The 20,727-nt window shown below is 50.0% G+C and carries 20 protein-coding genes; 9 read left to right on the forward strand and 11 right to left on the reverse strand.

Features of this window, described 5'->3' with window-relative positions; all coding sequences use genetic code 11:
• Positions 1-3: 3 nt before the first annotated feature.
• The 3 genes from NT073_RS26060 (at position 4) to radC (ending at position 1,619) form a co-directional block, all read left to right on the forward strand.
• Positions 4-402 (forward strand): Dabb family protein, encoded by a 399-nt coding sequence (locus NT073_RS26060; RefSeq protein ID WP_297379502.1) that lies wholly within the window; start codon positions 4-6, stop codon positions 400-402.
• A gap of 104 nt (positions 403-506) precedes the next feature.
• A complete protein-coding gene (rpsT, locus tag NT073_RS26065; protein WP_012925140.1) occupies positions 507-773 on the forward strand; it encodes a 30S ribosomal protein S20 in 267 nt (88 codons plus the stop codon).
• Positions 774-923: 150 nt separating this feature from the next.
• The gene (gene radC, locus NT073_RS26070) at positions 924-1,619 is read left to right on the forward strand and encodes a DNA repair protein RadC (protein WP_297379507.1); all 696 of its coding nucleotides are present in this window, start codon (positions 924-926) and stop codon (positions 1,617-1,619) included.
• Positions 1,620-1,624: 5 nt separating this feature from the next.
• Here radC and NT073_RS26075 read toward each other — a convergent pair whose 3' ends face one another.
• The 5 genes from NT073_RS26075 to NT073_RS26095 all read right to left on the reverse strand — a co-directional run bounded on the left by NT073_RS26075 (position 1,625) and on the right by NT073_RS26095 (position 4,933).
• Positions 1,625-2,221, reverse strand: a complete 597-nt coding sequence (locus NT073_RS26075) for a pseudouridine synthase (RefSeq protein WP_297379510.1) — start codon at positions 2,219-2,221, stop codon at positions 1,625-1,627.
• Positions 2,222-2,290: 69 nt separating this feature from the next.
• Positions 2,291-3,055 (reverse strand): exodeoxyribonuclease III, encoded by a 765-nt coding sequence (locus tag NT073_RS26080; RefSeq protein ID WP_297379513.1) that lies wholly within the window; start codon positions 3,053-3,055, stop codon positions 2,291-2,293.
• A gap of 235 nt (positions 3,056-3,290) precedes the next feature.
• On the reverse strand, positions 3,291-3,452 hold the full coding sequence (locus NT073_RS26085) for a hypothetical protein (RefSeq protein ID WP_297379516.1): 162 nt from the start codon (positions 3,450-3,452) through the stop codon (positions 3,291-3,293).
• Positions 3,443-3,685, reverse strand: coding sequence for a hypothetical protein (locus NT073_RS26090; protein ID WP_297379518.1), 243 nt, complete (start codon positions 3,683-3,685; stop codon positions 3,443-3,445). Before NT073_RS26090 ends, NT073_RS26085 begins: the two co-directional genes overlap by 10 nt.
• 24 nt (positions 3,686-3,709) lie before the next feature.
• On the reverse strand, positions 3,710-4,933 hold the full coding sequence (locus NT073_RS26095) for a nucleoside permease (protein WP_297379521.1): 1,224 nt from the start codon (positions 4,931-4,933) through the stop codon (positions 3,710-3,712).
• 190 nt (positions 4,934-5,123) lie between these two features.
• On the opposite strand from NT073_RS26095, the gene NT073_RS26100 reads away from it, so the two are divergent.
• A complete protein-coding gene (locus NT073_RS26100; RefSeq protein WP_297379524.1) occupies positions 5,124-5,828 on the forward strand; it encodes a DUF4292 domain-containing protein in 705 nt (234 codons plus the stop codon).
• 307 nt (positions 5,829-6,135) lie between these two features.
• On the forward strand, positions 6,136-8,340 hold the full coding sequence (locus tag NT073_RS26105; protein ID WP_297379527.1) for a M28 family peptidase: 2,205 nt from the start codon (positions 6,136-6,138) through the stop codon (positions 8,338-8,340).
• Between the two features lie 61 nt (positions 8,341-8,401).
• On the opposite strand, the gene NT073_RS26110 is transcribed toward NT073_RS26105, so the two are convergent.
• Genes NT073_RS26110 through mutS form a run of 3 tightly spaced genes read right to left on the reverse strand, consistent with a single transcriptional unit; the run spans position 8,402 to position 11,764 of the window.
• A complete protein-coding gene (locus NT073_RS26110) occupies positions 8,402-8,905 on the reverse strand; it encodes a Rad52/Rad22 family DNA repair protein (protein ID WP_297379530.1) in 504 nt (167 codons plus the stop codon).
• A gap of 29 nt (positions 8,906-8,934) precedes the next feature.
• A complete protein-coding gene (locus NT073_RS26115; protein WP_297379533.1) occupies positions 8,935-9,096 on the reverse strand; it encodes a hypothetical protein in 162 nt (53 codons plus the stop codon).
• A gap of 22 nt (positions 9,097-9,118) precedes the next feature.
• Positions 9,119-11,764, reverse strand: a complete 2,646-nt coding sequence (mutS, locus tag NT073_RS26120) for a DNA mismatch repair protein MutS (protein WP_297379538.1) — start codon at positions 11,762-11,764, stop codon at positions 9,119-9,121.
• A 106-nt stretch (positions 11,765-11,870) separates the two neighbouring features.
• Here mutS and NT073_RS26125 point away from each other — a divergent pair, with 106 nt between their 5' ends.
• The 4 genes from NT073_RS26125 to NT073_RS26140 all read left to right on the forward strand — a co-directional run bounded on the left by NT073_RS26125 (position 11,871) and on the right by NT073_RS26140 (position 14,608).
• Positions 11,871-12,422 carry a PH domain-containing protein gene (locus tag NT073_RS26125; protein WP_297379540.1) on the forward strand — a complete coding sequence of 184 codons (552 nt, stop codon included), beginning with the start codon at positions 11,871-11,873 and terminating at the stop codon, positions 12,420-12,422.
• A gap of 29 nt (positions 12,423-12,451) precedes the next feature.
• Positions 12,452-12,982, forward strand: coding sequence for an RNA methyltransferase (locus NT073_RS26130; protein WP_297379544.1), 531 nt, complete (start codon positions 12,452-12,454; stop codon positions 12,980-12,982).
• A gap of 77 nt (positions 12,983-13,059) precedes the next feature.
• Positions 13,060-13,533: a hypothetical protein gene (locus NT073_RS26135; RefSeq protein ID WP_297379547.1), complete on the forward strand. Its 474-nt coding sequence runs from the start codon at positions 13,060-13,062 to the stop codon at positions 13,531-13,533.
• A gap of 163 nt (positions 13,534-13,696) precedes the next feature.
• Positions 13,697-14,608 (forward strand): HAMP domain-containing sensor histidine kinase, encoded by a 912-nt coding sequence (locus NT073_RS26140; protein WP_297379549.1) that lies wholly within the window; start codon positions 13,697-13,699, stop codon positions 14,606-14,608.
• Positions 14,609-14,688: 80 nt separating this feature from the next.
• On the opposite strand, the gene NT073_RS26145 is transcribed toward NT073_RS26140, so the two are convergent.
• From NT073_RS26145 to NT073_RS26155, 3 genes are all read right to left on the reverse strand, one after another.
• Positions 14,689-18,471 (reverse strand): PVC-type heme-binding CxxCH protein, encoded by a 3,783-nt coding sequence (locus NT073_RS26145; protein ID WP_297379552.1) that lies wholly within the window; start codon positions 18,469-18,471, stop codon positions 14,689-14,691.
• Positions 18,472-18,504: 33 nt separating this feature from the next.
• Positions 18,505-19,620 carry a Gfo/Idh/MocA family oxidoreductase gene (locus NT073_RS26150; protein WP_297379555.1) on the reverse strand — a complete coding sequence of 372 codons (1,116 nt, stop codon included), beginning with the start codon at positions 19,618-19,620 and terminating at the stop codon, positions 18,505-18,507.
• A gap of 109 nt (positions 19,621-19,729) precedes the next feature.
• Entirely contained in the window at positions 19,730-20,599 is an 870-nt protein-coding gene (locus NT073_RS26155; RefSeq protein WP_297379558.1) for a sugar phosphate isomerase/epimerase family protein, read from the reverse strand.
• Between the last annotated feature and the right edge of the window lie 128 nt (positions 20,600-20,727).

Consider the following 20,727-nt stretch of genomic DNA (forward strand, 5'->3'; position numbering starts at 1 on the left):
ATCATGAATGCCAAATCAAAGGGATATACCCTAATCGTTGTGTTACTCTGTGCTTTCGCTTTAACAATCTATGGTGCTTACTCACCTGCCAGAAAAGCTCAGAAACAGCAAATTGTGTGTGTAAAATTTAAAAAAGGGGTCGAAAATGCAGCAGTTGAACAGCATATGAATGGTTTTGCGACCCTAAAGCACGAAATTCCACAGATCGTTGGTTACACGTCAGGAAAGACAATTTTGCCAAATCAGGCCGTCGCAGAGTATGACGTCGTTCATTATCTTACGTTTCAATCGGAAGCCGATATAAAAACTTTTGAGAACAGCGCAGCCTATAAGCAATTCATTAAAGACAACCAGGTTATCTGGGAAAAAACGTTGACTGTCAACGCCGATATTCGGCAGTAAGGTCAAGTAAATCAAAGAATTTCGGTTGGAACTATTGGTTGTTCCAACCGAAATTCTTATTTTTGCGCCCTCATATCGCGACAACGATCTCATTTTATATACCAATGGCAAATCACAAGTCATCAAAAAAAGCAATCCGGTCGAGTGCCAAGAAGCGCCTGTTGAACCGCTACCAGCACGTTACCACCCGGAACATGGTGAAAAAACTCCGTACCACAACCGACCACGCAATGGCCGTTGAACTGTATAAAGCCGTTTCTTCTGCTTTAGACAAACTCGCCAAGCGCAATATCATTCACAAGAACAAAGCGTCTAATAACAAGTCGAAACTGGCTCGTTTGGTGAACGGTTTGAAAACCGCTCAGGCTTAGTTATAGTCAGTCGTTGTTGAATTATCTGTCGTTGTTTAAACAACAGATAATTATTTCGGCAGATAGGTCATTCGAAACCTTACCTTTTTGTGGGTAAGGTTTTTTTGTGCACTTTGTCAACGAAAGCAGCACCGTAATTGACTTATACTCATGTCATATCCAACTTCCGGCACCATTCAAAGCTGGGCCGAAGAAGACCGCCCGCGGGAAAAACTCATGCTCAAGGGTAAGGCCGCCCTGTCTGAGGCCGAATTGATTGCCATTCTGCTCAACTCCGGCACGGTAGACCTGACAGCCGTGGACGTAGCCAAAATCATTCTTAAGAGCGTTAATAACAACCTGAACGACCTGGCTAAGCTTAGTATTAAAGATTTGTCCAAGTTCAGAGGAATCGGCCAGGCACGAGCCATTACAATAATAGCCGCCCTTGAACTGGGGCGTCGGCGGAAGGAACAGGACCGGCCACAACGAGCACGGGTTACCTGCTCGCGGGACGCGTATAACGAGATGATACCGCACCTGATCGATAAACCTCACGAAGAATTCTGGATTTTACTGATGAACCGTGCCAATGAAATTCTGCGCCCGGTGCAAATCAGTACGGGGGGCATATCCGGTACCATTGCCGACCCGAAGCTAATTTTCAAACAGGCCATCGAGCACCTGGCCTCTTCTATGATTCTGTTCCATAATCATCCATCGGGAAACCTGACACCCTCCCAGGCTGATAAAGACTTAACCCGAAAACTAAAAGATGCCGGACGTCTGCTGGACATTCCCGTTCTCGACCACCTGATTTTTACGGACAAAGCCTATTATAGTTTTGCCGACGAAGGGATTTTGTAAGGGCGTCAGGACAAGCGCAGGCCCCGCAAAACATCAGCCCGGCTAAGCTGGCGAATGTCTCCCGGCCTCATGCCATCGGCGGTCAGACTTTCGATTGCCCACCGCACCAGTCGCAGCGTTGGAAAGCCCACTGCGGCCGTCATTTTACGCACCTGCCGATTTTTACCCTCATGCAGGGCAATAGACAACCAAGAAGTTGGAATACTGGCCCGAAAGCGAATGGGCGGATTTCGCTCCGGCAAGTTCGGCTCCTCAATCCGAATCGCTTTTCCGGGCAAGGTGCTGTATGCTTTCCCTTCGACCGAAATCATGACCCCTTCCGACAATCGCTGGCAAGCCCCATCTGTCAGGGCACCCTCAACCTGCACATAATACGTGCGGTTGTGCCGGAATTTTGGGTTTAGCAACCGGTGGTTAAGCTGTTTGTCATTGGTTAGCAACAGTAATCCCTCGCTATCTGCATCGAGCCGCCCAACGGGATAAACATCGCTCGGAAAGTCGAAATCCAGATCAGCCAGTGTTGGCTTATCGCCCTCTTTGCTGAATTGAGAGAGCATGAGGTAAGGTTTGTAGATAAGAAAGTAGTCAGAACCAGGATTCATGTGATTAAATTGATTTAGCTGATTTTCTGTTTAAAGCTGTCCTCTCAAATCAAGACAATCAGTTTAATCCTATGAATTCAGGTTTAGCCACACCGGGCAATGGTCGGCATGAACGGCATCCGGCAGCATGGTGCAGTCAATGATCTGGTCGCGAAGGTTATCGGTTAGAGACGCGTAGTCGATACGCCAGCCTTTGTTGTTGGTGCGGGCACCGGCGCGGTAACTCCACCAGCTATACGCTACATCGGTGGGATGTTTGTAGCGAAAGCCATCCGTCATGCCGCTGCCAAACCAGCTGTCCATCCACGCCCGTTCTTCGGGCAGGAAACCGGTTGTGTTTTTATTTCGAACGGGATCGTGGATGTCGATGGCGTTATGCGCAATGTTGTAGTCGCCGACGACGATAACCTGAGGGCGCTCTTTCCGGAGTTCCTGGACAAACTGATAGAAATCGCGCAGAAATTCCATCTTAACCCCCTGCCGAACTTCTCCAGTTGTGCCGGAAGGGAAATAGCAGTTCAATAGTGTTAGATCGCCAAAATCCGTACGGAGGATTCGGCCTTCGCAGTCATAAACAGGTAACCCGCAACCCAACACCACATTGGTCGGGGCTATTTTCGAAAATGTGGCTACGCCGGAATAGCCTTTCTTTTCGGCCGCGTGCCAGTGATACTGATACCCTAATTGTTCGAATACGGATAGATCGACAACATCGGTTGTCGCTTTCACTTCCTGAAAGCAAAGAACATCAAACTGATGTTGGGCAAGCCAGTCGATCAATCCATTTCGGATAGCCGCCCGGATGCCATTTATGTTATAAGAAATGAGTTGCATGTAGTAAAACTGATCTGAAATTATGATAAAGAGTCACCTCGTTTTTTGACCTCTTCAATAATTTCATCAATCATGATTATATCATTCAGATCTTTGGTACGACGGGCCAGCACTTTTGATTGACGAAGGTCGTTGATATGGAATATCATGAATACGAATCATCTGAGGCTCGGTAAAGTTCGCATCTCTCATATCCCGAACATCCTCTTCGTCATAACCGAATAACAGTAAGGCTTTAATTAAATTCGTTACTGGGTTCGACCCAAAGGTCAGCATCCTGAGTAAAACGTACGGCTCCATTAAGAATCATGGCCAGACCACCAATGAGAATATAATCCAGTTGACTGGCATCAGCAGCCACTATGAAGTCAAGAAACTCTGAGTTCTCTACATCCATGATGGGCGAGTGACTGTAATAGCTTTAGGCAATTTAGGTGGGTCACCTACAAGACCGAAATACATTTTACGCAATTTAACAAAAACCATCCATCGCTCTTCGGGTGTCATAGCAACCTGCTCCCTCATCTGATCTTCATGGGGACCGTTCAGGTCAGTATAAAAGGTGATCCGTCGTTTCTTTTCCATATCAAAGCAAAATAGATAAGGCATACGGCCAGACAGTTCAGCCATATGCCTTGTTCAGTTTCCAATCAATTATAACGGCCCGGTCACCAACTCATCTTTCGCAGCTGAAATCCGTTTTTTATCAGAGAACAGCAGCACGAAGATGATCAACACCGCAGCGGCAATAGCGGCCGGAACGAGCCAGACAGCCAGCCAGTCTTTAGTGCCATCGGGGCGGGTGTACATGTCGAGCACGATACCCGACAGTTTTGAACCAATGCCCATACCAATGCCGTAGGTAGCGAGGGAAATAAGCCCTTGCGCCGACGATTTGATTTTCTCACCGGCTTTGTTGTCGGTATAAATCTGGCCCGTTACGAAGAAGAAATCGTAGCAAACGCCGTGCAGCACGATAGCCAGATACAGCATCCACTCGCCGGAACCGCCGTCGCCATAGCCAAAGCAGATAAACCGGACAATCCAGGCGATCAGCCCCACAATGAGCATTTTCTTAACGCCAAGCCGCGTATAAGCTAGGGGAATCAGGAGCATGAAGATCACTTCCGAAGCCTGTCCCAGCGACATTTTATTCTCTACATTCTGCATACCGCCATCGGTCAGGGAGGGGTTGGCCATGGCGTAGTAGAATGAAAGGGGAATACAGATCAGAACGGACGACAGGAAGAAGATGGCAAACGACCGGTCTTTAAACAGTTTGAAGGCATCGAGTCCCAGAATCTGCGAAAACGATGTCGATGTTGTAGCCTTAGGGGGCGTATTGGGCAGGAAAAAGGAAAAAATACCCAGCACAACCGCCGAATACATAGAAAGCTGAAAGATGGTCACCTTATCGCCGAAACCATAATAGCCCACAATGTTGGTAACGATGATCCAGGCCACCGTACCCAGCACCCGAATACCCGGAAACTCTTTTTCGGGAACACTCATCTGCTGCATTGCAATGGACGCCGTGAGGGCCAGCGTTGGTGCAAACGTCAGGCAATACGCCAAAATGAGGTAGAAGAAATTATCGGGGTTCGTATTTTGGGTAATGAAGTATAAAACAACCGCGCCCAGCAGGTTCAATACGCCCAGCACTTTCTGAGCGGCAAAATAACGGTCGGCAATCATGCCGACGAAAAAAGGAGCGATGATCATAGCCAGCGAAAAAGCCGCATAGGCATTACCCACCTGATCGCCCGTTGAATGAAGTTGTGTAAGGAGGTATTTACTCATCTGACCATACCAGGCTCCCCAGACAAAAAACTGAAGAAACATCATGACGGACAGTTTGACGCGGGTCGTTGACAGCATCGTAGAATAGGTAGTTAAAGTTTAAGCCAATGAAGGTAAGTAACACCCGTCAGCCCTGCAAGCCGATCAGCCCTGAAACTTGCCGATAGCGCAAAAATGAATTTTAATCTTTTTATCCATACTGCTACTTGCCGTACGTTATACAAGGCAGGTTCAGTAACTTTACGAACTATCTGACTAAACTTTTTGCATGAAAAAGCAACTCATTACCCTTGTGGCACTCGTGGCCATTCCGGCTTTATCCTTTGCGCAGACAGCCGATGAAGTAATTGCCAAACACCTGACGGCTTTGGGCGGAGCCGACAAAATTGCCGCCGTTAATACCATGGACCTAGAGCAGTCGATGTCAGTCATGGGTATGGATCTAACTTCCAAAAGTACGTACGTAATCGGCAAATCCATGCGAAGCGACATATCGGTTATGGGCCAGCAAATCACTACCGTAATTGATGGCGATAAAGGCTGGGCCATTAATCCCATGCAGGGTGGCAACACGCCACAGGATATGCCCGCCGAAGCGATGAAAGCATCCAAGAACCTAACGGAGCCCCAGGTGCTTCAATTGGCTTACGTCAAAGTCAACAAATATCCATATGAGTTGGTCGGTAAAGAAAAATTCAACGGAAAAGATGCGTTTAACCTGAAAGTTACCCGACCTGAAGGTGCTTTTAGCTACTTTGTGGATGCCAGCACCTATCAGCTTCTAGGACTAAAAGGAATCAGTCCACAGGGCGAAGTAAGTGCTGTATTCTCCGATTATAAAGCGCAGGATGGCATTACAATGCCCTACAGCAGTGAGATAACGGCTGCTAATGCGCCAGGGGCTATTACGGCTAAAGTGACTAAAGTTGTTTTCAATAGTACAGTTGAGCCAAAAATTTTCAATAAACCATAAGGTTTATAGTCTTAACCAAGACGAATAGTACACTAAAGTATATACCCATAGTAAAAATCTGTATATTTATAGTGTAAAGGTAGAAAGTCTACTTAAAGTACTCCTAAACCTTTAGTAACAATGGAATATACATGGATGTGGATTGCTATGGTATTCATACAAATGATAATGTTTGTGTGGGAATAGTTGGCATAAAAAAAGAGCCGTACACGTGTACGACTCTTTTTTTATGCCAACTATTAAACGGCCTTTTATGCTTTTTACCAAACTCAATTCCGATATTTGAGAATTAGACAACCTGATTCTCATGCAACACCCTCTCCTTATAAAAACTGCTTACCGAATGCTTCTTCTGGCATGTGGAGTAGCAACCGCCCAAGCCCAGTCGAGCCCAACGCCCACGCTCAGCGGGTTCATTCCCGCCCGGCAAGCCGCACAGGTTAAACTCGAAAGTGAGTTTAAAGCAAAACAATCAACAGCGGCTTTCAAGGCTCACCTCGAAAAGCTCAGCAGCGTTCCGCACCTGACGGGTTCAAAAGAGAATGAGCAAGTAAGGGATTACATCGCCGAAACGATGCGCAAAGCGGGCTGGCAAGTCGATATTTACCCCCACGATGTGCTGCTGCCTAAAGGCCCCGGCGAGATTGCGGTCGAAGTAGTCGAGCCCATTCGACAGCCGCTAAATATCCGGGAATTTCTGTTTAAAGAAGATAAATACAGCAGCGACCCACGGCTGACACCCGGCTACAATGCCTGGTCAGGCTCGGGCGATGTGACGGCCGAAGTGGTGTACGCCAACTACGGCCGGAAGGAAGACTTCGAGCAACTGAAAGCAATGGGCATTTCCGTAAAAGGCAAAATTGTGCTGGCTCGCTACGGTGGAAACTTCCGGGGTTACAAAGCGCAGTTTGCCCAGGCCAACGGCGCTATCGGCGTCATTATCTTTACCGACCCGGCCGACAGCGGCTACATGCGCGGACTGACCTTTCCCGAGGGTCCGTATTATAGTGAGAGCGTTATTCAGCGGGGCTCGTTGCTAACAACCCCCTACACCGGCGACCCGCTCACACCGGGCGAAGCGGCTTTACCAATGGACGCGAAGAACACGCCTAAGCGACTCGACCAGAATACCGTTGGTCTGCACAAAATACCGGTAACACCCCTCCCCTACGGCTCGGCTACCGAAATCCTGAAACGCATGGCGGGGGCCAGACCCGTTCCCGCCGGTTGGCAGGGTGGTTTGCCGTACACCTACCGACTGGAAGGTGGCCCCGCTCTGAAAGTACGCTTAATGGTAAAACAGGAGAATACAATTCAGCGCATTTACCAGGTTGTCGGTACGCTGACGGGTTCCGAGTTTCCCGACGAATGGATCATTGCCGGTTGCCACTACGACGCCTGGTCGTACGGTGCTACCGATCCGAACTCAGGCACAGCCATGTTACTGAGCATGACCGAAACGATGGGCAAACTGGCGAAAGCCGGTCAGCGCCCGCGCCGAACAATTAAAGTGTGCCATTGGGATGCCGAAGAGCCGGGCGTCATCGGATCAGCCGAATGGAGCGAGCAGTTTCGCGATGAGCTGTCACAGAAAGCGGTTGCCTACATGAACTACGACGCGGCCGTGTCCGGCCGGACGTTTGGTGCGAGTGCGTCGCCGTCGATGAAGAAACTTATTATTGAAGCGACGCAGGCGGTTCAATACCCTGATTCGAACAAAACGGTTTACCAGCACTGGATGAGCAAAACGGCGGCAGGGAATCCAACCCGCGTTACGGGCTCCTCGGCTCCGGCACAGGCAGCGGGCGAGCCAACCATAGGTAACCTGGGGGGTGGTTCAGACCATATTGCTCCCTATATGCACATTGGCATTCCGTCACTCAGTGCAGGTATGGAAGGCCCAACACTCTACCACTCTCAGTATGACGACCTGTACTTCTACGACAAATTTGCCGACCCCACCTACAAAATGGGGCCGATGATGGAACAGGTAGTCGGTACGATGACCATGCGGCTGGCCAACGCCGACTTAGTGCCTTATGACATTGCCCGCTACCCAACCGATCTGGCCGTCCACCTGAAAGCCGCCGAACGAGCGATTCAGGCGTACGCCCCAACGTACTCGATCAACCCATTACTCAACGCTGTAGCCGATTTAAAAAAGAATGCAGACGCCTGCGAACTCGCCCGTCAGAATTACCTGAAAAGTGGCCGCACGGATAAACTAGTGGAGTTGAACAAAGAGTTGCGCCTGTTGGAACGGTCATTTATCAACCCTAAGGGAAACGCTTTTGGCGCTTGGTATAAGTCACTTTATGCGTCATCGGACCCCAACAGCGGCTACGCATCCTGGATGTTGCCGGGGCTATTGTATGAAGCATCGCTTAAATCAACGGCGAACCTGCCCGATTTGGAAGCGCGATACAAAAACGCCATTCAAACACTAAGTGATAAACTGCTTGGCCTTTCTCAAGGCATGTCCGGACCAGCGGCTGTTGGAAGCGGGAAATAGATATAGGATGTAGGATGTATAGAAACGGCATATCACTATACATCCTACATCTTACATCAATCTAAGCCGCTTTAGCGGTTGGTTTGGCGTGTTCGGGTTTAAGAACGACCACATCGCGTACGGCTCCACCAGCGTTGATCTTCTCGACCATTTTATCCAATAAAGGCGTGGCCCAGTTGGGAATGTACTTATCGGTTGTCTCGATCAACACTTTTGGGAAGTCGTAGAGTGCGCGACCCAGACCAAACTGTACCGCACATCGTTTCATAGCATCGCTGATACCGCCTTTTACGGGCTCCACACTCGTGCGACTGGCTCCATCGGTTTTGCGAACGATTTCGCCACCGGGTAAAACGGCGGTGATCGTGCAGAGGAAACCGCCCTCTATTTCCTTGATCTCATTCTGCCAGCCCGCCCAGCCGAATTGCTCATCAAATCGCTGCATAACACACCGATTGGTGATATACGGCACGACGACGATTTTCTGGCCATCTTTAGTCTGGCTTTGCACCCGCCACTCAATCTCGTGTATAGTGAGGGGGGCTGTTAATATGTTCAGTTCCATTAGTTGTTAGTTGTTGTTTACTCGTTTATTTATAAATCTGCCGTCGATGCCCGATTGCCACCACTTCGACAATTTTCAATAGCGTCGAGTAGCGTATCGACCACCTGAGCAGGTAACTTATGGGCAAGGACTACCGAAACACGCTTGCCGTGCTCGTCGGTAATGTATTGGGGATGAATGGCCTTGTTCAAAGTATATTTGATTATGATAAAATCACTCCGCCATTTTCAGCAACTCGTTTAACTTTAACAACGCTTCAATGGGCGTGAGTCGATTGACGTCGATGGAGCGGAGTTTCTCTTTGATCGCTTCGGATTTTGGGTCGCCGGATTCGATGATGCGGAGGGCCAGTTCCCGCTCCTGGGGTACGGCTTCCCGAATCTTCTCTTTGTTCGTTTCCCGATTGTGCGACGATTCCAGTTGTTTCAGAATCTCGTTGGCCCGGCTCACGATCTGGGCGGGCATACCCGCCATTTGCGCTACGTGAATCCCGAAACTGTGCTCCGAACCACCCTCTTTAAGCTTGCGTAGAAAAATCACTTTGTTGCCAAGCTCTTTCACCGACACATTGTAATTCTTGATGCGCGGGTTGTCCGTTGCCAGATCGTTCAGTTCGTGGTAATGCGTCGCGAAGAGCGTCTTGGGTCGGCAGTCGGTCTTATTGTGCAGGTATTCGGTAATGGACCAAGCAATCGACACGCCGTCGTACGTACTCGTTCCCCGACCGATTTCGTCCATCAAAATCAGGCTTCGCTCGCTCAGGTTGTTGAGAATACTGGCCGTTTCGGTCATTTCGACCATGAACGTACTTTCGCCCCGCGAGAGGTTATCGCTGGCTCCTACACGGGTAAATATCTTATCGACAATACCGATTTCGGCCGATGATGCTGGTACGAAACTCCCCGACTGCGCCATCAGGACAATCAGGGCCGTTTGGCGCAGCAGCGCCGACTTACCCGCCATGTTTGGCCCGGTAATGATGATGATCTGCTGCGTTTCGTCGTCTAAATAAACATCGTTGGGAATATACGGCTCGCCGGGAGGAAGTTGCTGCTCAATAACAGCATGTCGCCCGTCTTTGATGTTCAGGACTTTGCTTTCGTTGATCTGCGGCCGAACGTATTTGTTTTTGACTGCCACCCGACCAAAGGAAGCCAGCACATCCAGCACCGATAATACGCGGGCGTTCTGCTGAATGGCGCCAACATACTCGCCGGCGGCAAGCACCAGTTCGTTGAACATCCGGGACTCTATCTGGAAAATCTGTTCCTCGGCGTTCAGAATCTTGTCTTCATATTCCTTGAGCTCGGGCGTTATATAGCGTTCCGCATTCACCAGCGTCTGCTTCCGAATCCAGTCTTCCGGTACGCGATTTTTGTGCGCGTGAGTTACTTCCAGATAGTAGCCGAATACTTTGTTGTAAGCTATTTTGAGCGATGTAATGCCTGTTCGCTGTACTTCCCGTTCCTGCAACTGCAACAGGTAATCTTTTCCAGAGTACGCAATAGCCGTAAGCTCGTCCAGTTCGGCGTTGATACCCGACTTAATCATGCCTCCCTGATTGGACAGCGCCGGGGGATCTTCGCGCAGTTCGGTTTCAATACGGTCGAGCAGGAAAGCTACCGGATTGAGCTGGTCGGCATATTTCTTCAAGGATGCCGACTCATTCTGACTCAGGGCCGTAATCAGCAGCTCCTTGATGGGTAGCACGTGCTGCAGCGACCGTTTCAGTTGCAGCAACTCACGGGGGCTGATGCGTCGAACGGCAACTTTCGAAACCAGGCGTTCCAGATCACCGATTTGCCGCAGGTGATTCACCAGCGTGTCGGCTAGATCAATATCGCCAACCAGCAACTCGACCATGTTGAGTCGCTCATCGATCAGCGCTTTTTCCTTGAGCGGCAGGTTCAGCCACTTACGAAGCAGCCGGGCGCCCATGGGCGTTACCGTCTGGTCGAGGATCTGGATCAGCGGTACACCTCCCTCCTGCTGGGCGGCTGTCAGTTCAAGGTTGCGGATGGTAAAACGGTCCAGCCATACGTACCGATCTTCTTCGAGCCGGGTAACGCGGGTAATATGTTGAAGGTCTTTGTGTTCGGTTTCATTGAGGTAATGCAGAATGACACCAGCCGCGATGATACCGTCGGGCAGCCCCTCAATGCCAAATCCTTTGAGCGAAGTGGTCTGAAAATGCTGTTTCAGGAAATTATATCCGAAGTCGTAGGTAAATGCCCAGTCTTCGAGGGTATAGGTATGAAACTTATCGCCGAACAAACTCCCGAACTCCTGCCGGTTGCGTTTGCAGTACAGTACTTCCGATGGGTTGAAACTCTGCAACAGTTTATCGACATAGGCCGAATTCCCCTGCGATGCCAGGAACTCGCCCGTCGAAATATCCAGAAACGAGATACCAAACGTATCATCCGCCTTGCCAAAATGAACGGCGGCCAGGTAGTTATTGCGCCGGGTATCGAGTACATTATCGTTGAATGAAACGCCGGGCGTTACCAGTTCCGTAACCCCCCGCCGAACGATCCCTTTTGCCACCGAGGGGTCTTCAAGTTGATCGCAGATGGCTACTCGTTCGCCCGCCCGAACGAGTTTAGGCAGATGGGTATCGAGCGAGTGGTGGGGAAAACCGGCGAGTTCTTCATTCGCTCCACCGTTGTTACGCTTGGTGAGCGTGATGCCCAGAATTTTGCTGGCCCGGACGGCATCTTCACCGAATGTTTCGTAGAAATCACCGACACGAAAGAGCAGCAACGCGCCGGGATATTTAGCCTTGATCTGGTTGTATTGGCGGTTGAGGGGCGTTTCGTTTTTCTTAACCTGAGGCTTTGCTGCGGTGGTTGATTTCACTGATTTTCGTTGGATTGTCGTAAACAAAAATAGTAAAATTTACCGAGAAAATGGCCGTTTTTCGCCTTATTGACAGCGTAAATCCAAAACAAATCGTCAACTCATCATGCTCACTCCCGAACCTGCCTTTCCGTTAAAAGCAAGCTTTAACCCAATCATCCGAACGTACTTACTGTGGTATGTATCGTTCTTTTTATGTGTCTCGGTCATTGGCATTTTGTTTCTCCCATTCTGGCTTCTTGGCGTGGGGCAATGGTGGAGCGGCCACTATTTCCACAATCTCGAATGTGAATTATCGGAACGGTCGCTACGCTTTAAAAAGGGCATTCTCGTTCAGGTCGAGAAAACGATCCCGCTGGAAAACATCCAGGATGTTACCTTTGTCGCTGGCCCCATATTACGTTATTTCGATCTTTGCATCCTGAAGTTTGAAACCGCCGGACAAAGCCAGAATCAGGCAAATGACATGGAACTGATCGGCATTATTGATGCGCAGGCCTTTCGTACGCATATTATCGAACTGCGGCAAAAGCTGATGCCCGCTAAACTAAATCATCAAGCATCAACTCCCGATCAGGATGTTCTGGTTGACATACGAGATACCCTGCGCGACATTAAACAGCTGCTTCAGACTAATCAGAATGCCAATCGGCCTTAAAACCACTTTATTCGCTAACGAATCACACAATGCCCCCTCGCAAACTCTCCCTCGACGAACTTAACCGGCTGTCGGTATCTGATTTTAAAGAAGCCGAAAAATTCTCTTACTGTCTCATTCTGGACGATATCCGAAGTCTGAACAACGTGGGGTCGGTGTTCAGGACGGCCGACGCCTTCAGGGCAGAAAAACTTTATTTATGCGGTATTACGGGCCAGCCACCCCACCGCGACATTACCAAAACGGCATTGGGAGCTACCGAATCAGTTGTCTGGGAGCACGTACCGGATGTAACAGCGTTGGTAAAGCAATTACAGGCGGATGGCTGGCTGGTTGCAGCAGTAGAACAGGCAGAAGGCAGCACATCGCTGGCGGATTTCAGCCCGGAGCCAAACAAACCGTATGCGTTTGTGTTGGGTAATGAAGTCACAGGTGTTTGTGATGAGGTTGTTCAGGCGGCTGATCTTGTCCTCGAAATTCCTCAATTCGGTACGAAACACTCGCTCAACATTGCTGTAACGGCTGGCATTATTTGTTGGGATTTCCTTCAAAAGAAATAACAAAAACTTAACATTAGGCTTTTGATTGTCATAAAAATTTCGTATTTCTTTGTAGATTTTTTTCACCAAAAATTCCCATGGCAAATAAGACCACTAAAACGAAGCAGAAATCACTGGCAGCCGACATAGTCAGTTCGATAGAGACTAAACTTAGCGAAGCAGGTACAGCTAGCAAGAAGGTAAAGAAATCCATCGAGAAATCGGCGGAGAAACTAGCCAAGAAGCTAACCAGGCTGATGCAAAAGGCGGAGAAAAAAGCGACTAAGCCCACTAAATCCGTCGATAAAAAGCTAAAAAAGGATGCAGCGAAAGCCAAGAAGAATGCGGAGAAAGCCGACAAAAACGCCAAACGTACAGCCAAGAAAGCAGCAACTTTAGCTACCGTATCTGAGGCAGTAGAATCAGCTACAACACCTAACCCTTCTCTTGCAGATACAAACCAGACATCAACTGCGTCTCCTAAGCCTGCCACATCAAAGTCTGCCCGTCCGGCCCGGCCCACAACGACCAGCGCCTTACCTTCAACCGATGACTCGACAGAGACTGTATAAAACGTCCTTTGACATAACCCCAGCCAAGAAGCCCGCTAGTCAGCGGGCTTCTTTTATTGCCTTCACTAATCTTTGAGAATGCTACCGTGTGACATTTACCAATAGACATCGTCTACTTTACGGCTGTTTGAATTCAGGGTTTATACTAATCGACAACGGCGCTATGTTACACCGTTCTACTGGCGTTCCTTTATTGATTCTCGCTATTTCGCTCGTTCTACTGGCAGGTATTTTGGTGGGCAATGGGATCTTATTTTCCGGGGTTACACAACCTGTGGTTTCGCTAACGTGGGTTGGTATAGCGTTGATTACTCAACTTCTTATCGGCTATAGCTTATGGTGGGTGCTTCGCCGACGGCAACAGTCCATGGAAACGGAGGTCCTTCACTCGATTGTTCATGAATTCCAGACACCCGTGACGGCCATTCGAATGGCGGCCGACATTCTTAGTTCACCCATTGCCCGCAATCATCCGGAGCGCACAGATAAGTATGTTCGGATTATACTCGAAGAAACCGAGCGGCTTCAACACCAGGTAGAAACCATGCTTACTCTGGCACGGGCCGACCGAAACACCCTGGTGCTTAATCCGGAACCCATTCAACTCCACCAGCTACTTCATTCTGTAGCCGAACGTCATGGCGATTACCTGACGCTCAGCTTGCTCCGTACCGACCCCTATATTCTGGCCGATCGGATTCACCTCACCAATGTCCTTTACAACCTGCTGGACAACGCGATCAAGTATAGTTCGACCGAGCCAAGCATAATGATGGAGACCCAGCTAAGCAGCGATGGGTTAACAATTATGGTTCGAGACCGGGGTGTTGGTATACCCCCCCATTTAATCTCTCAGATTTTTCAGCCTTTTTTCCGCGTTCATGACCAAAACCAACCTAGCGTGAAAGGATTCGGCCTGGGTCTCAGCTATGTACAACGAATTGTAAAATCCCATAACTGGACTATCTGGGTAAGAAGTGAAGTCGAAAAAGGTAGTGAATTTATTATTCATATCCCTCCTTCAGCTATCCTGACATGCCCGGTTTCCAGCACAGCTAAGAATCATCCCCTATAACGGCTTATTAAAATAGGAACGGCCAGCTATCAATCTGATAGCTGGCCGTTCCTATTTTAATAAGCCGTTATGATTAGGCGTTATTTCGCATTAAGTCCCACGCTGGCTTTCGTAACCTTCATTACGCCATTCATTATGCGCCAGTGGCCGGGGAATGTACAGACAAACGGATAATCGCCGGGAGTTGCCGGAGCGGTAAACTTAAGCCGGAACGTTTGATCGGGGTTCACCAGGGGGGTAGCAGCAATAACCTGAGAAATGGACGGAACGTAGTTTTTCTCAGCCCCGTCTTTTGCCGTAATCAGCTTGTCGGCAGCAATGCCAATGATCTCCATGCTTTTGGGCTTACCAATCACTAGGTTATGCTGCATGGCATCCGGATTCTCCAGAACAATCTCCACCTGCTTGCCTGCCGTTACGGTAAACTCTTTCTTGTCGAAACGCATCTCTTCACGTATTGTCTTCATCCGAATCACTTCTACGTTTGGATCGACGGGCTCGCTCTTTGTCAGGCCCCAGGCTTCGTAGAGCCGCCCCAGACGAGTGCGGTTATCAGCGGATACGCTGCCGGTCAGGCTAGCAAGGAATGACTTATCAGCCTCACGAACCTGCGCGGTCTGCTTCATATTCCAGCCTTCCGAAACACCCTTCACGATGGCTTCGCTCTGCGCAGGGTCCAATTTCTGGGTCTGGCGCAGTAAGGCAATCACGGAGTCGACGGGCGCGACCGACGCATAGCTGCGCGTGGCCCGTTCCAGCGCGTAAGCGCTCAGGCTTTGCGGAGCGCGGTAGGTTAAGGTATGCGTGGCATTGTTGTTTTGCTCGTTGCTTTCGGCAATGGTGTTTTCGCGATTGAGCATTACCGAAATGGTGTACTCACCAGCCCGCTCAAACTGTACACCCATATCACCAACCCAGGGGCCATTATTTGACTTACTGATAGTGACCGTTTCGCCGGGTTTGATGCCCGTATTATGGGTCACGCTCACGAAGTTGATTTTGGCTCCTTCCAGCTCTCCTTTAGGCCCTTCGATACGAACGGTCATTGGAATGGCTACGCCTTCCGGAATGGCTACTCCTCCCGCGTTGGTCACATCAACAAAAATGCGGGCACCTTCCCGAACCGATGGCGATTCGGGCGTTGTCCGAATGGCAGCTACAATCAGGTCCGGCTGATTACCAGTGGGGGCCGATGCCGTTTTAGGCATTGGGGCACTGGGGCCGTGTCCTTTGTCGGCGTGGGTGCTCATGTCATGCGCCGGTTTAGTTGGCGCGGGTGAATTTACAGCCACCTGCTTCAGGTATGTTTTGAGCAATTGTCCATCATTGCCGGTCAGGGCGCAGGCAAACGCATCGGGTAACCAGCGGTCGTTGGTTTCGCTGGCTTTATCCAGACGGGCCAGAATAGCTTGCTGCACCGTTTTGCTCTGTGGTGCTTCGGTAAATTTCAACAAGGTATTTAGCACAACTAACGGCTCCTGGTCGTTCAGCAGGTTGTTTTCCAGCAACACGCTGGCGGCTTCGCTGGTTGGTGGCAACACCTGAATGGCGGTTTTCCGAACGCTGGCAACCGGATGTTTCAGTGCCTGCTTAACGGCCGTGATTGCGTTAGCATCCGACCCGTTCAAAGCGCCCAATCCGTGTAAGGTCCAGAGCGCATGGATAGCGGCCGGATTAATGCCAATCTCATCCACCGACTTATCGTTCACAAGCGCAATCAGCTGCGGTACAACATCTTTGTTATTCCGCTCGATGAGCAGACGCTGTGCCGCCATCCGCCAGAACATATTCGTGTTTTTCAGCGTAGCGACCAACTCCTCAGGGCGGTTTTTGCTCAGCGTCAGTGGCGTATAGCCTGGAGCGTTTTTGTACCCGACGCGGTAGATTCGACCGTGGGTAAAATCGCGTAAAGGCGTTTCATAAGCGTTGCCCGACCCGTTTGTCGCTCCTTTAGGCGTGGGGTTGTGTTGAATGATGAAACTATACCAGTCAACTACCCAAACGGCACCATCGGGGCCTACTTCGGCAAATACGGGCGCAAACCATTCGTCGGCACCGGCCATCAGGTTAAACCCTTCGGCATCTTCGTAGTTGGTACCGCTTTTCTGCATTACGTTCTGGTGCAGAATATGCCCGGTTGGCTCAGCAACGAACGCAATGTTGTTCCAGTATTTTTTCGGGAAAGCCCGCGCCGTGTAAAAATTATGCCCGGCCGCTGCCGTAAACCCACCAAACACGTCTACCTGACGTACTTTTTCGGTGATAGGTTTCATATCCTTGTGGGTATCTGTACTGCGGCTGCCATTCTCCCGGATGTGGGGAGCACCGTGGAAATAGCGATTCGGAATGGCCATGTACCAGCCGTGCGAGTTGTTGGCCGTCGACCCGAAAATGTCGCCCGTTTCGGTAAAGCCAAGGCCCCATGTGTTATTGGAGGTGCTGGTTACGTATTCGAGTTGCGACCCATCTGGTTTGAATCGGAAAAAGCCCTGCGAAAACTTCACGCTATCGGCACCAACTTTTCCTTTGAAGCCTGAGTAACCTACGCTTCCCCAGATCCAGTTATCGAAACCATAGTGCAAATTGCTCGGTCCGGCGTGGGTGTCGTACGTACCGAACCCCGTAAAGACAATCTTCTTTACATCGGCTTTATCATCGCCGTTGGTATCCTGTAAAAACAGCATATGCGGTGCCTGCGATACGTACAGGCCGCCATTGCCGAAGGTCATCCCGGTTGGAATGCTCAGCCCCTCGGCGAAGTTCGTGAACTTGTCCGCTTTACCGTCTTTATCCGTGTCTTCGCAGATCACGATGTAGTCCGAGCCGCCTTCGGGTTTGCGCTCGTTCGGATAGTCTTTCGTGATCAGCGCATACAGCCGTCCGCGTTCGTCCCAGGTCAGGGCAATGGGGTGCATCACGTTTGGTTCATGGGCAAACAGATCGAGGGTGAAATCGACCGGTACCTGAATGTGCTTCATCGACTCTTCCGGCGAAAGCGGCTTTTGCTGCAACTGTACACCAGGGCGTTTTTCGTAGTTCGGCAGGTTAGCTTCGTGGTACGCAAACGGCTGTGGTTTCAGGTCATCGTGCAGCTTTTTTACTTTGTCGCCTACAGCCCATAAAATACCCCGTTCCAGCAACTGCTGAAATCCGGGCTGGCTCCAGGTCCGCTCATCGTGGCCATAAGCCGTGTAGAATACCCGTCCTTTGCCGTATTGCCGAGTCCAGGTATACGGTTCTTCTTTAACCCCCGGCTTGTCCGATGCCTGACTGGCTTTAATATCCCGAACTGCAAGTACATTATTGTCGGCTTGTAAATGGCTGTGCAGGTAAGTTTCGTCGTACGCCTTAAACGACGGCAAACCCGCTACGATTGGGTTATTCGGCTGGGTAAAGCGCGTCTGGATAGTATCCATTTTATGCCGCCAGAACTGACCGCCAACAACTTTGTCGACGTATTCAGAAGAATTCCGGAAGCAATACGAGGCACAGTGAACCGGAATCAACCCTTTACCCGACGACACATAGTCGAGCAACGCCTTTTCCTGCGGCTTTCCAATGCTGTCCCAGTTGGCAAAGATCAACAAACCGTCATACTTGTTCAGATTGTCAGCATTCAAATCTTCCAACTTATCGGTATAGGTGATATTGATGCCTTTATCACCCAGTGCGGCCATGATTTCCGGCACCCGTTCGATGGGGCGGTGATGACCGTTATCGCCCAGGAACAGAATCTCCGTCCGGCGGGGAGCCGACTGGCTCGATTTCGTCGACTCCTGCCGGACAGCCGTGTTGGGAGCCGATTGGCGGGCACATTGGGCGAGAGCCACAACTACCCCAATTGCTGTGAGTATTTTTTTCATAGACTATATCAATAGCCGCCCGGACAGGTGGCGTTATAGGTTAAAATCCGGTAACTTAATCAGCTTCCCACCCTGTAAAGCAGATTCATGCGCCAGTATACCAACGCTTGTCCAGTTGGCAGACTGGGCTGCGTTCGGGAAGGGCTCACGGTCCTCAATAATGGCCGAAACAAACTCGTGAACCATGTGCGGGTGTGAGCCACCATGACCACCACCCTGCGTAAACGACAGGTGTTGCTGCTCGTCGGCATCGTACACCCCTTTGGTGGTGAACCCGGCAATTTCGGCCGGTAACAACCGTGCATAATCGGGTACTGTTACTTTTTCAGGAATCTCCGGTTCCGGCTTCTTGGCGGTATGAATGACAGGCTGTTCATCTTCGATCAGTTGCCACTCAAACGATTTTTTATCGCCATATACTTCGAAACTTTCCCGGTATTGCCGGGCTACGTCGAACAGCGACCGGTACACATAGGCCGACAAATCGCTGTCTTTGAACTTAATATGCGCCGACTCCACCGCAAACGGCGAGTTGTGAATCTTGGCCAGCTCCTCACGAATCGTTCCCGAACCGAAGCAGGACACATAATCCGCTTCGAGTTTGAGCAACCCGGCTACGGGACCTACGCAGTGGGTTGCGTAGTGCATGGGCGGTAAACCCGGCCAGTAGTCAGGCCATCCGTCCATATCCTGCTGGTGGCTGGCTTTCAGGAACTGCACCTTGCCCAGTTCACCTGTTTCATACAATTCTTTAACGAACAGAAACTCGCGGCTATATACCACCGTCTCCATCATCATGTACTTTTTGCCCGATTCCTTGCAGGCTTTTACGATTTCCAGACACTCCTCCACCGTTGTAGCCATCGGCACGGTACAGGCTACATGCTTACCTGCCCGCAAGGCTTTCAGGCTTTGCTCGGCATGGTTAGGAATGGGCGAGTTGATGTGTACCGCATCGACATCCGGGTCGGCCAGCAGTTCATCGTAGTTACTGTACCGCTTTTCAATGCCATAGGCATCGCCAATTTCGTTCAGCTTTTCGACGTTGCGTTGGCAAATCGCGTACATGTTTGTGTTCGGGTGCCGTTGGTAAATGGGAATGAATTCGGCCCCAAAACCGAGGCCAACAATAGCGATGTTTAGTTTCATGAGTAGTACCGACCAGGATGGTCGGCGGTAAAGCTTAAGATGTATAATTTATCCTCGCCCGGAACCGTTTGCAGCATCTGATAAAAACGGTCTGAAGAGCTTGTTTCGTTTATTCGTCACTTCCGACAGGAACGGCCTGTGCCAGCTGGCTTTTTATGAAAGCGAGTCCGTCGACCGCTAACTGCTCAGGTGACTCGAACATGGGCCTGAATATGTGCGTTGCCGAAGCCAGTTCGGGCGGGTTTGGGCCAAAAGCTTCAATGGCAATCGGACCTTCATACCCGACGTCCTGCAAGACGGCAAACACTTCCTCGAAATTAATATGGCCCTGCCCCGGTGTAGAACGGTCATTCTCCGAAATCTGGACATGAACCAGATAAGGGGCACACCTCCGTAAGGCAGCCCCTATGTTTTTCTCCTCCATGTTTGCGTGAAAGGTGTCGAAGGCAACCCGGCAATTAGGATGATTGACATCTTCAACGTAGCGAATTACCTCATCGGCGCAAGTGAGCAGGTATACTTCAAACCGATTCAGGTACTCGATGGCAAGCGTAACGCCCTGGGTTTGGGCATATTCGGCCACCTCACGCATACCCATAACCGACCAGTTCCACTCCTCGGCCGTAGCAGGCTTACCGGTGAACTCCTTAAACCCTGCGTATACCGGACCCATCAAAATAGAGGAACCAGCAGCTCGCGAGCAGTCGACAACTTGCTTCAGATAAGCAACGCTTGCCTGCCGCACGGCCTCGTCAGGACTGATCAGACTGTGTTCGGGGCCGCATATCGTACACGTTTGTACGCCCATACCTAACTCGCTTAGTTGCTGGCCAATGCGATGCCATTTATCAAGGCTGACATCGTTTACCGGCAGCTCAACAAAGTCGAAGCCGCTCCTTTTCAGAAAATCAAATGTATCGGATAAGTCTTCGTCCATAGACATCGTCCAGACGAACATATTCATTCCTAACTTATTCATATTCGTTCCATAAAAAATTAAACAAATATAAATAGTAGCTAAATTTGCGTTTTGGCTTTTCTTGCCGAATACCGACTTTATTTTTACACGTATTATAAAAAATACACGTTATTTGTGTTAAAAATCAG

This window comes from Spirosoma sp., assembly GCF_026391055.1.
Lineage (GTDB): Bacteria > Bacteroidota > Bacteroidia > Cytophagales > Spirosomataceae > Spirosoma.

Bases quoted from the DNA above. Each gene is read 5' to 3' on its own strand.
- NT073_RS26090 (WP_297379518.1), bottom strand. From the start codon at position 3,685: ATGGCTGAACTGTCTGGCCGTATGCCTTATCTATTTTGCTTTGATATG.
- NT073_RS26085 (WP_297379516.1), bottom strand. From the start codon at position 3,452: ATGGATGTAGAGAACTCAGAGTTTCTTGACTTCATAGTGGCTGCTGAT.
- NT073_RS26105 (WP_297379527.1), top strand. From the start codon at position 6,136: ATGCAACACCCTCTCCTTATAAAAACTGCTTACCGAATGCTTCTTCTG.
- NT073_RS26130 (WP_297379544.1), top strand. From the start codon at position 12,452: ATGCCCCCTCGCAAACTCTCCCTCGACGAACTTAACCGGCTGTCGGTA.
- NT073_RS26145 (WP_297379552.1), bottom strand. From the start codon at position 18,471: ATGAAAAAAATACTCACAGCAATTGGGGTAGTTGTGGCTCTCGCCCAA.
- NT073_RS26155 (WP_297379558.1), bottom strand. From the start codon at position 20,599: ATGAATAAGTTAGGAATGAATATGTTCGTCTGGACGATGTCTATGGAC.
- rpsT (WP_012925140.1), top strand. From the start codon at position 507: ATGGCAAATCACAAGTCATCAAAAAAAGCAATCCGGTCGAGTGCCAAG.
- radC (WP_297379507.1), top strand. From the start codon at position 924: ATGTCATATCCAACTTCCGGCACCATTCAAAGCTGGGCCGAAGAAGAC.
- NT073_RS26125 (WP_297379540.1), top strand. From the start codon at position 11,871: ATGCTCACTCCCGAACCTGCCTTTCCGTTAAAAGCAAGCTTTAACCCA.
- NT073_RS26110 (WP_297379530.1), bottom strand. From the start codon at position 8,905: ATGGAACTGAACATATTAACAGCCCCCCTCACTATACACGAGATTGAG.
- NT073_RS26075 (WP_297379510.1), bottom strand. From the start codon at position 2,221: ATGAATCCTGGTTCTGACTACTTTCTTATCTACAAACCTTACCTCATG.
- NT073_RS26150 (WP_297379555.1), bottom strand. From the start codon at position 19,620: ATGAAACTAAACATCGCTATTGTTGGCCTCGGTTTTGGGGCCGAATTC.
- NT073_RS26060 (WP_297379502.1), top strand. From the start codon at position 4: ATGAATGCCAAATCAAAGGGATATACCCTAATCGTTGTGTTACTCTGT.
- NT073_RS26100 (WP_297379524.1), top strand. From the start codon at position 5,124: ATGAAAAAGCAACTCATTACCCTTGTGGCACTCGTGGCCATTCCGGCT.
- NT073_RS26140 (WP_297379549.1), top strand. From the start codon at position 13,697: ATGTTACACCGTTCTACTGGCGTTCCTTTATTGATTCTCGCTATTTCG.
- NT073_RS26135 (WP_297379547.1), top strand. From the start codon at position 13,060: ATGGCAAATAAGACCACTAAAACGAAGCAGAAATCACTGGCAGCCGAC.
- NT073_RS26080 (WP_297379513.1), bottom strand. From the start codon at position 3,055: ATGCAACTCATTTCTTATAACATAAATGGCATCCGGGCGGCTATCCGA.
- NT073_RS26095 (WP_297379521.1), bottom strand. From the start codon at position 4,933: ATGCTGTCAACGACCCGCGTCAAACTGTCCGTCATGATGTTTCTTCAG.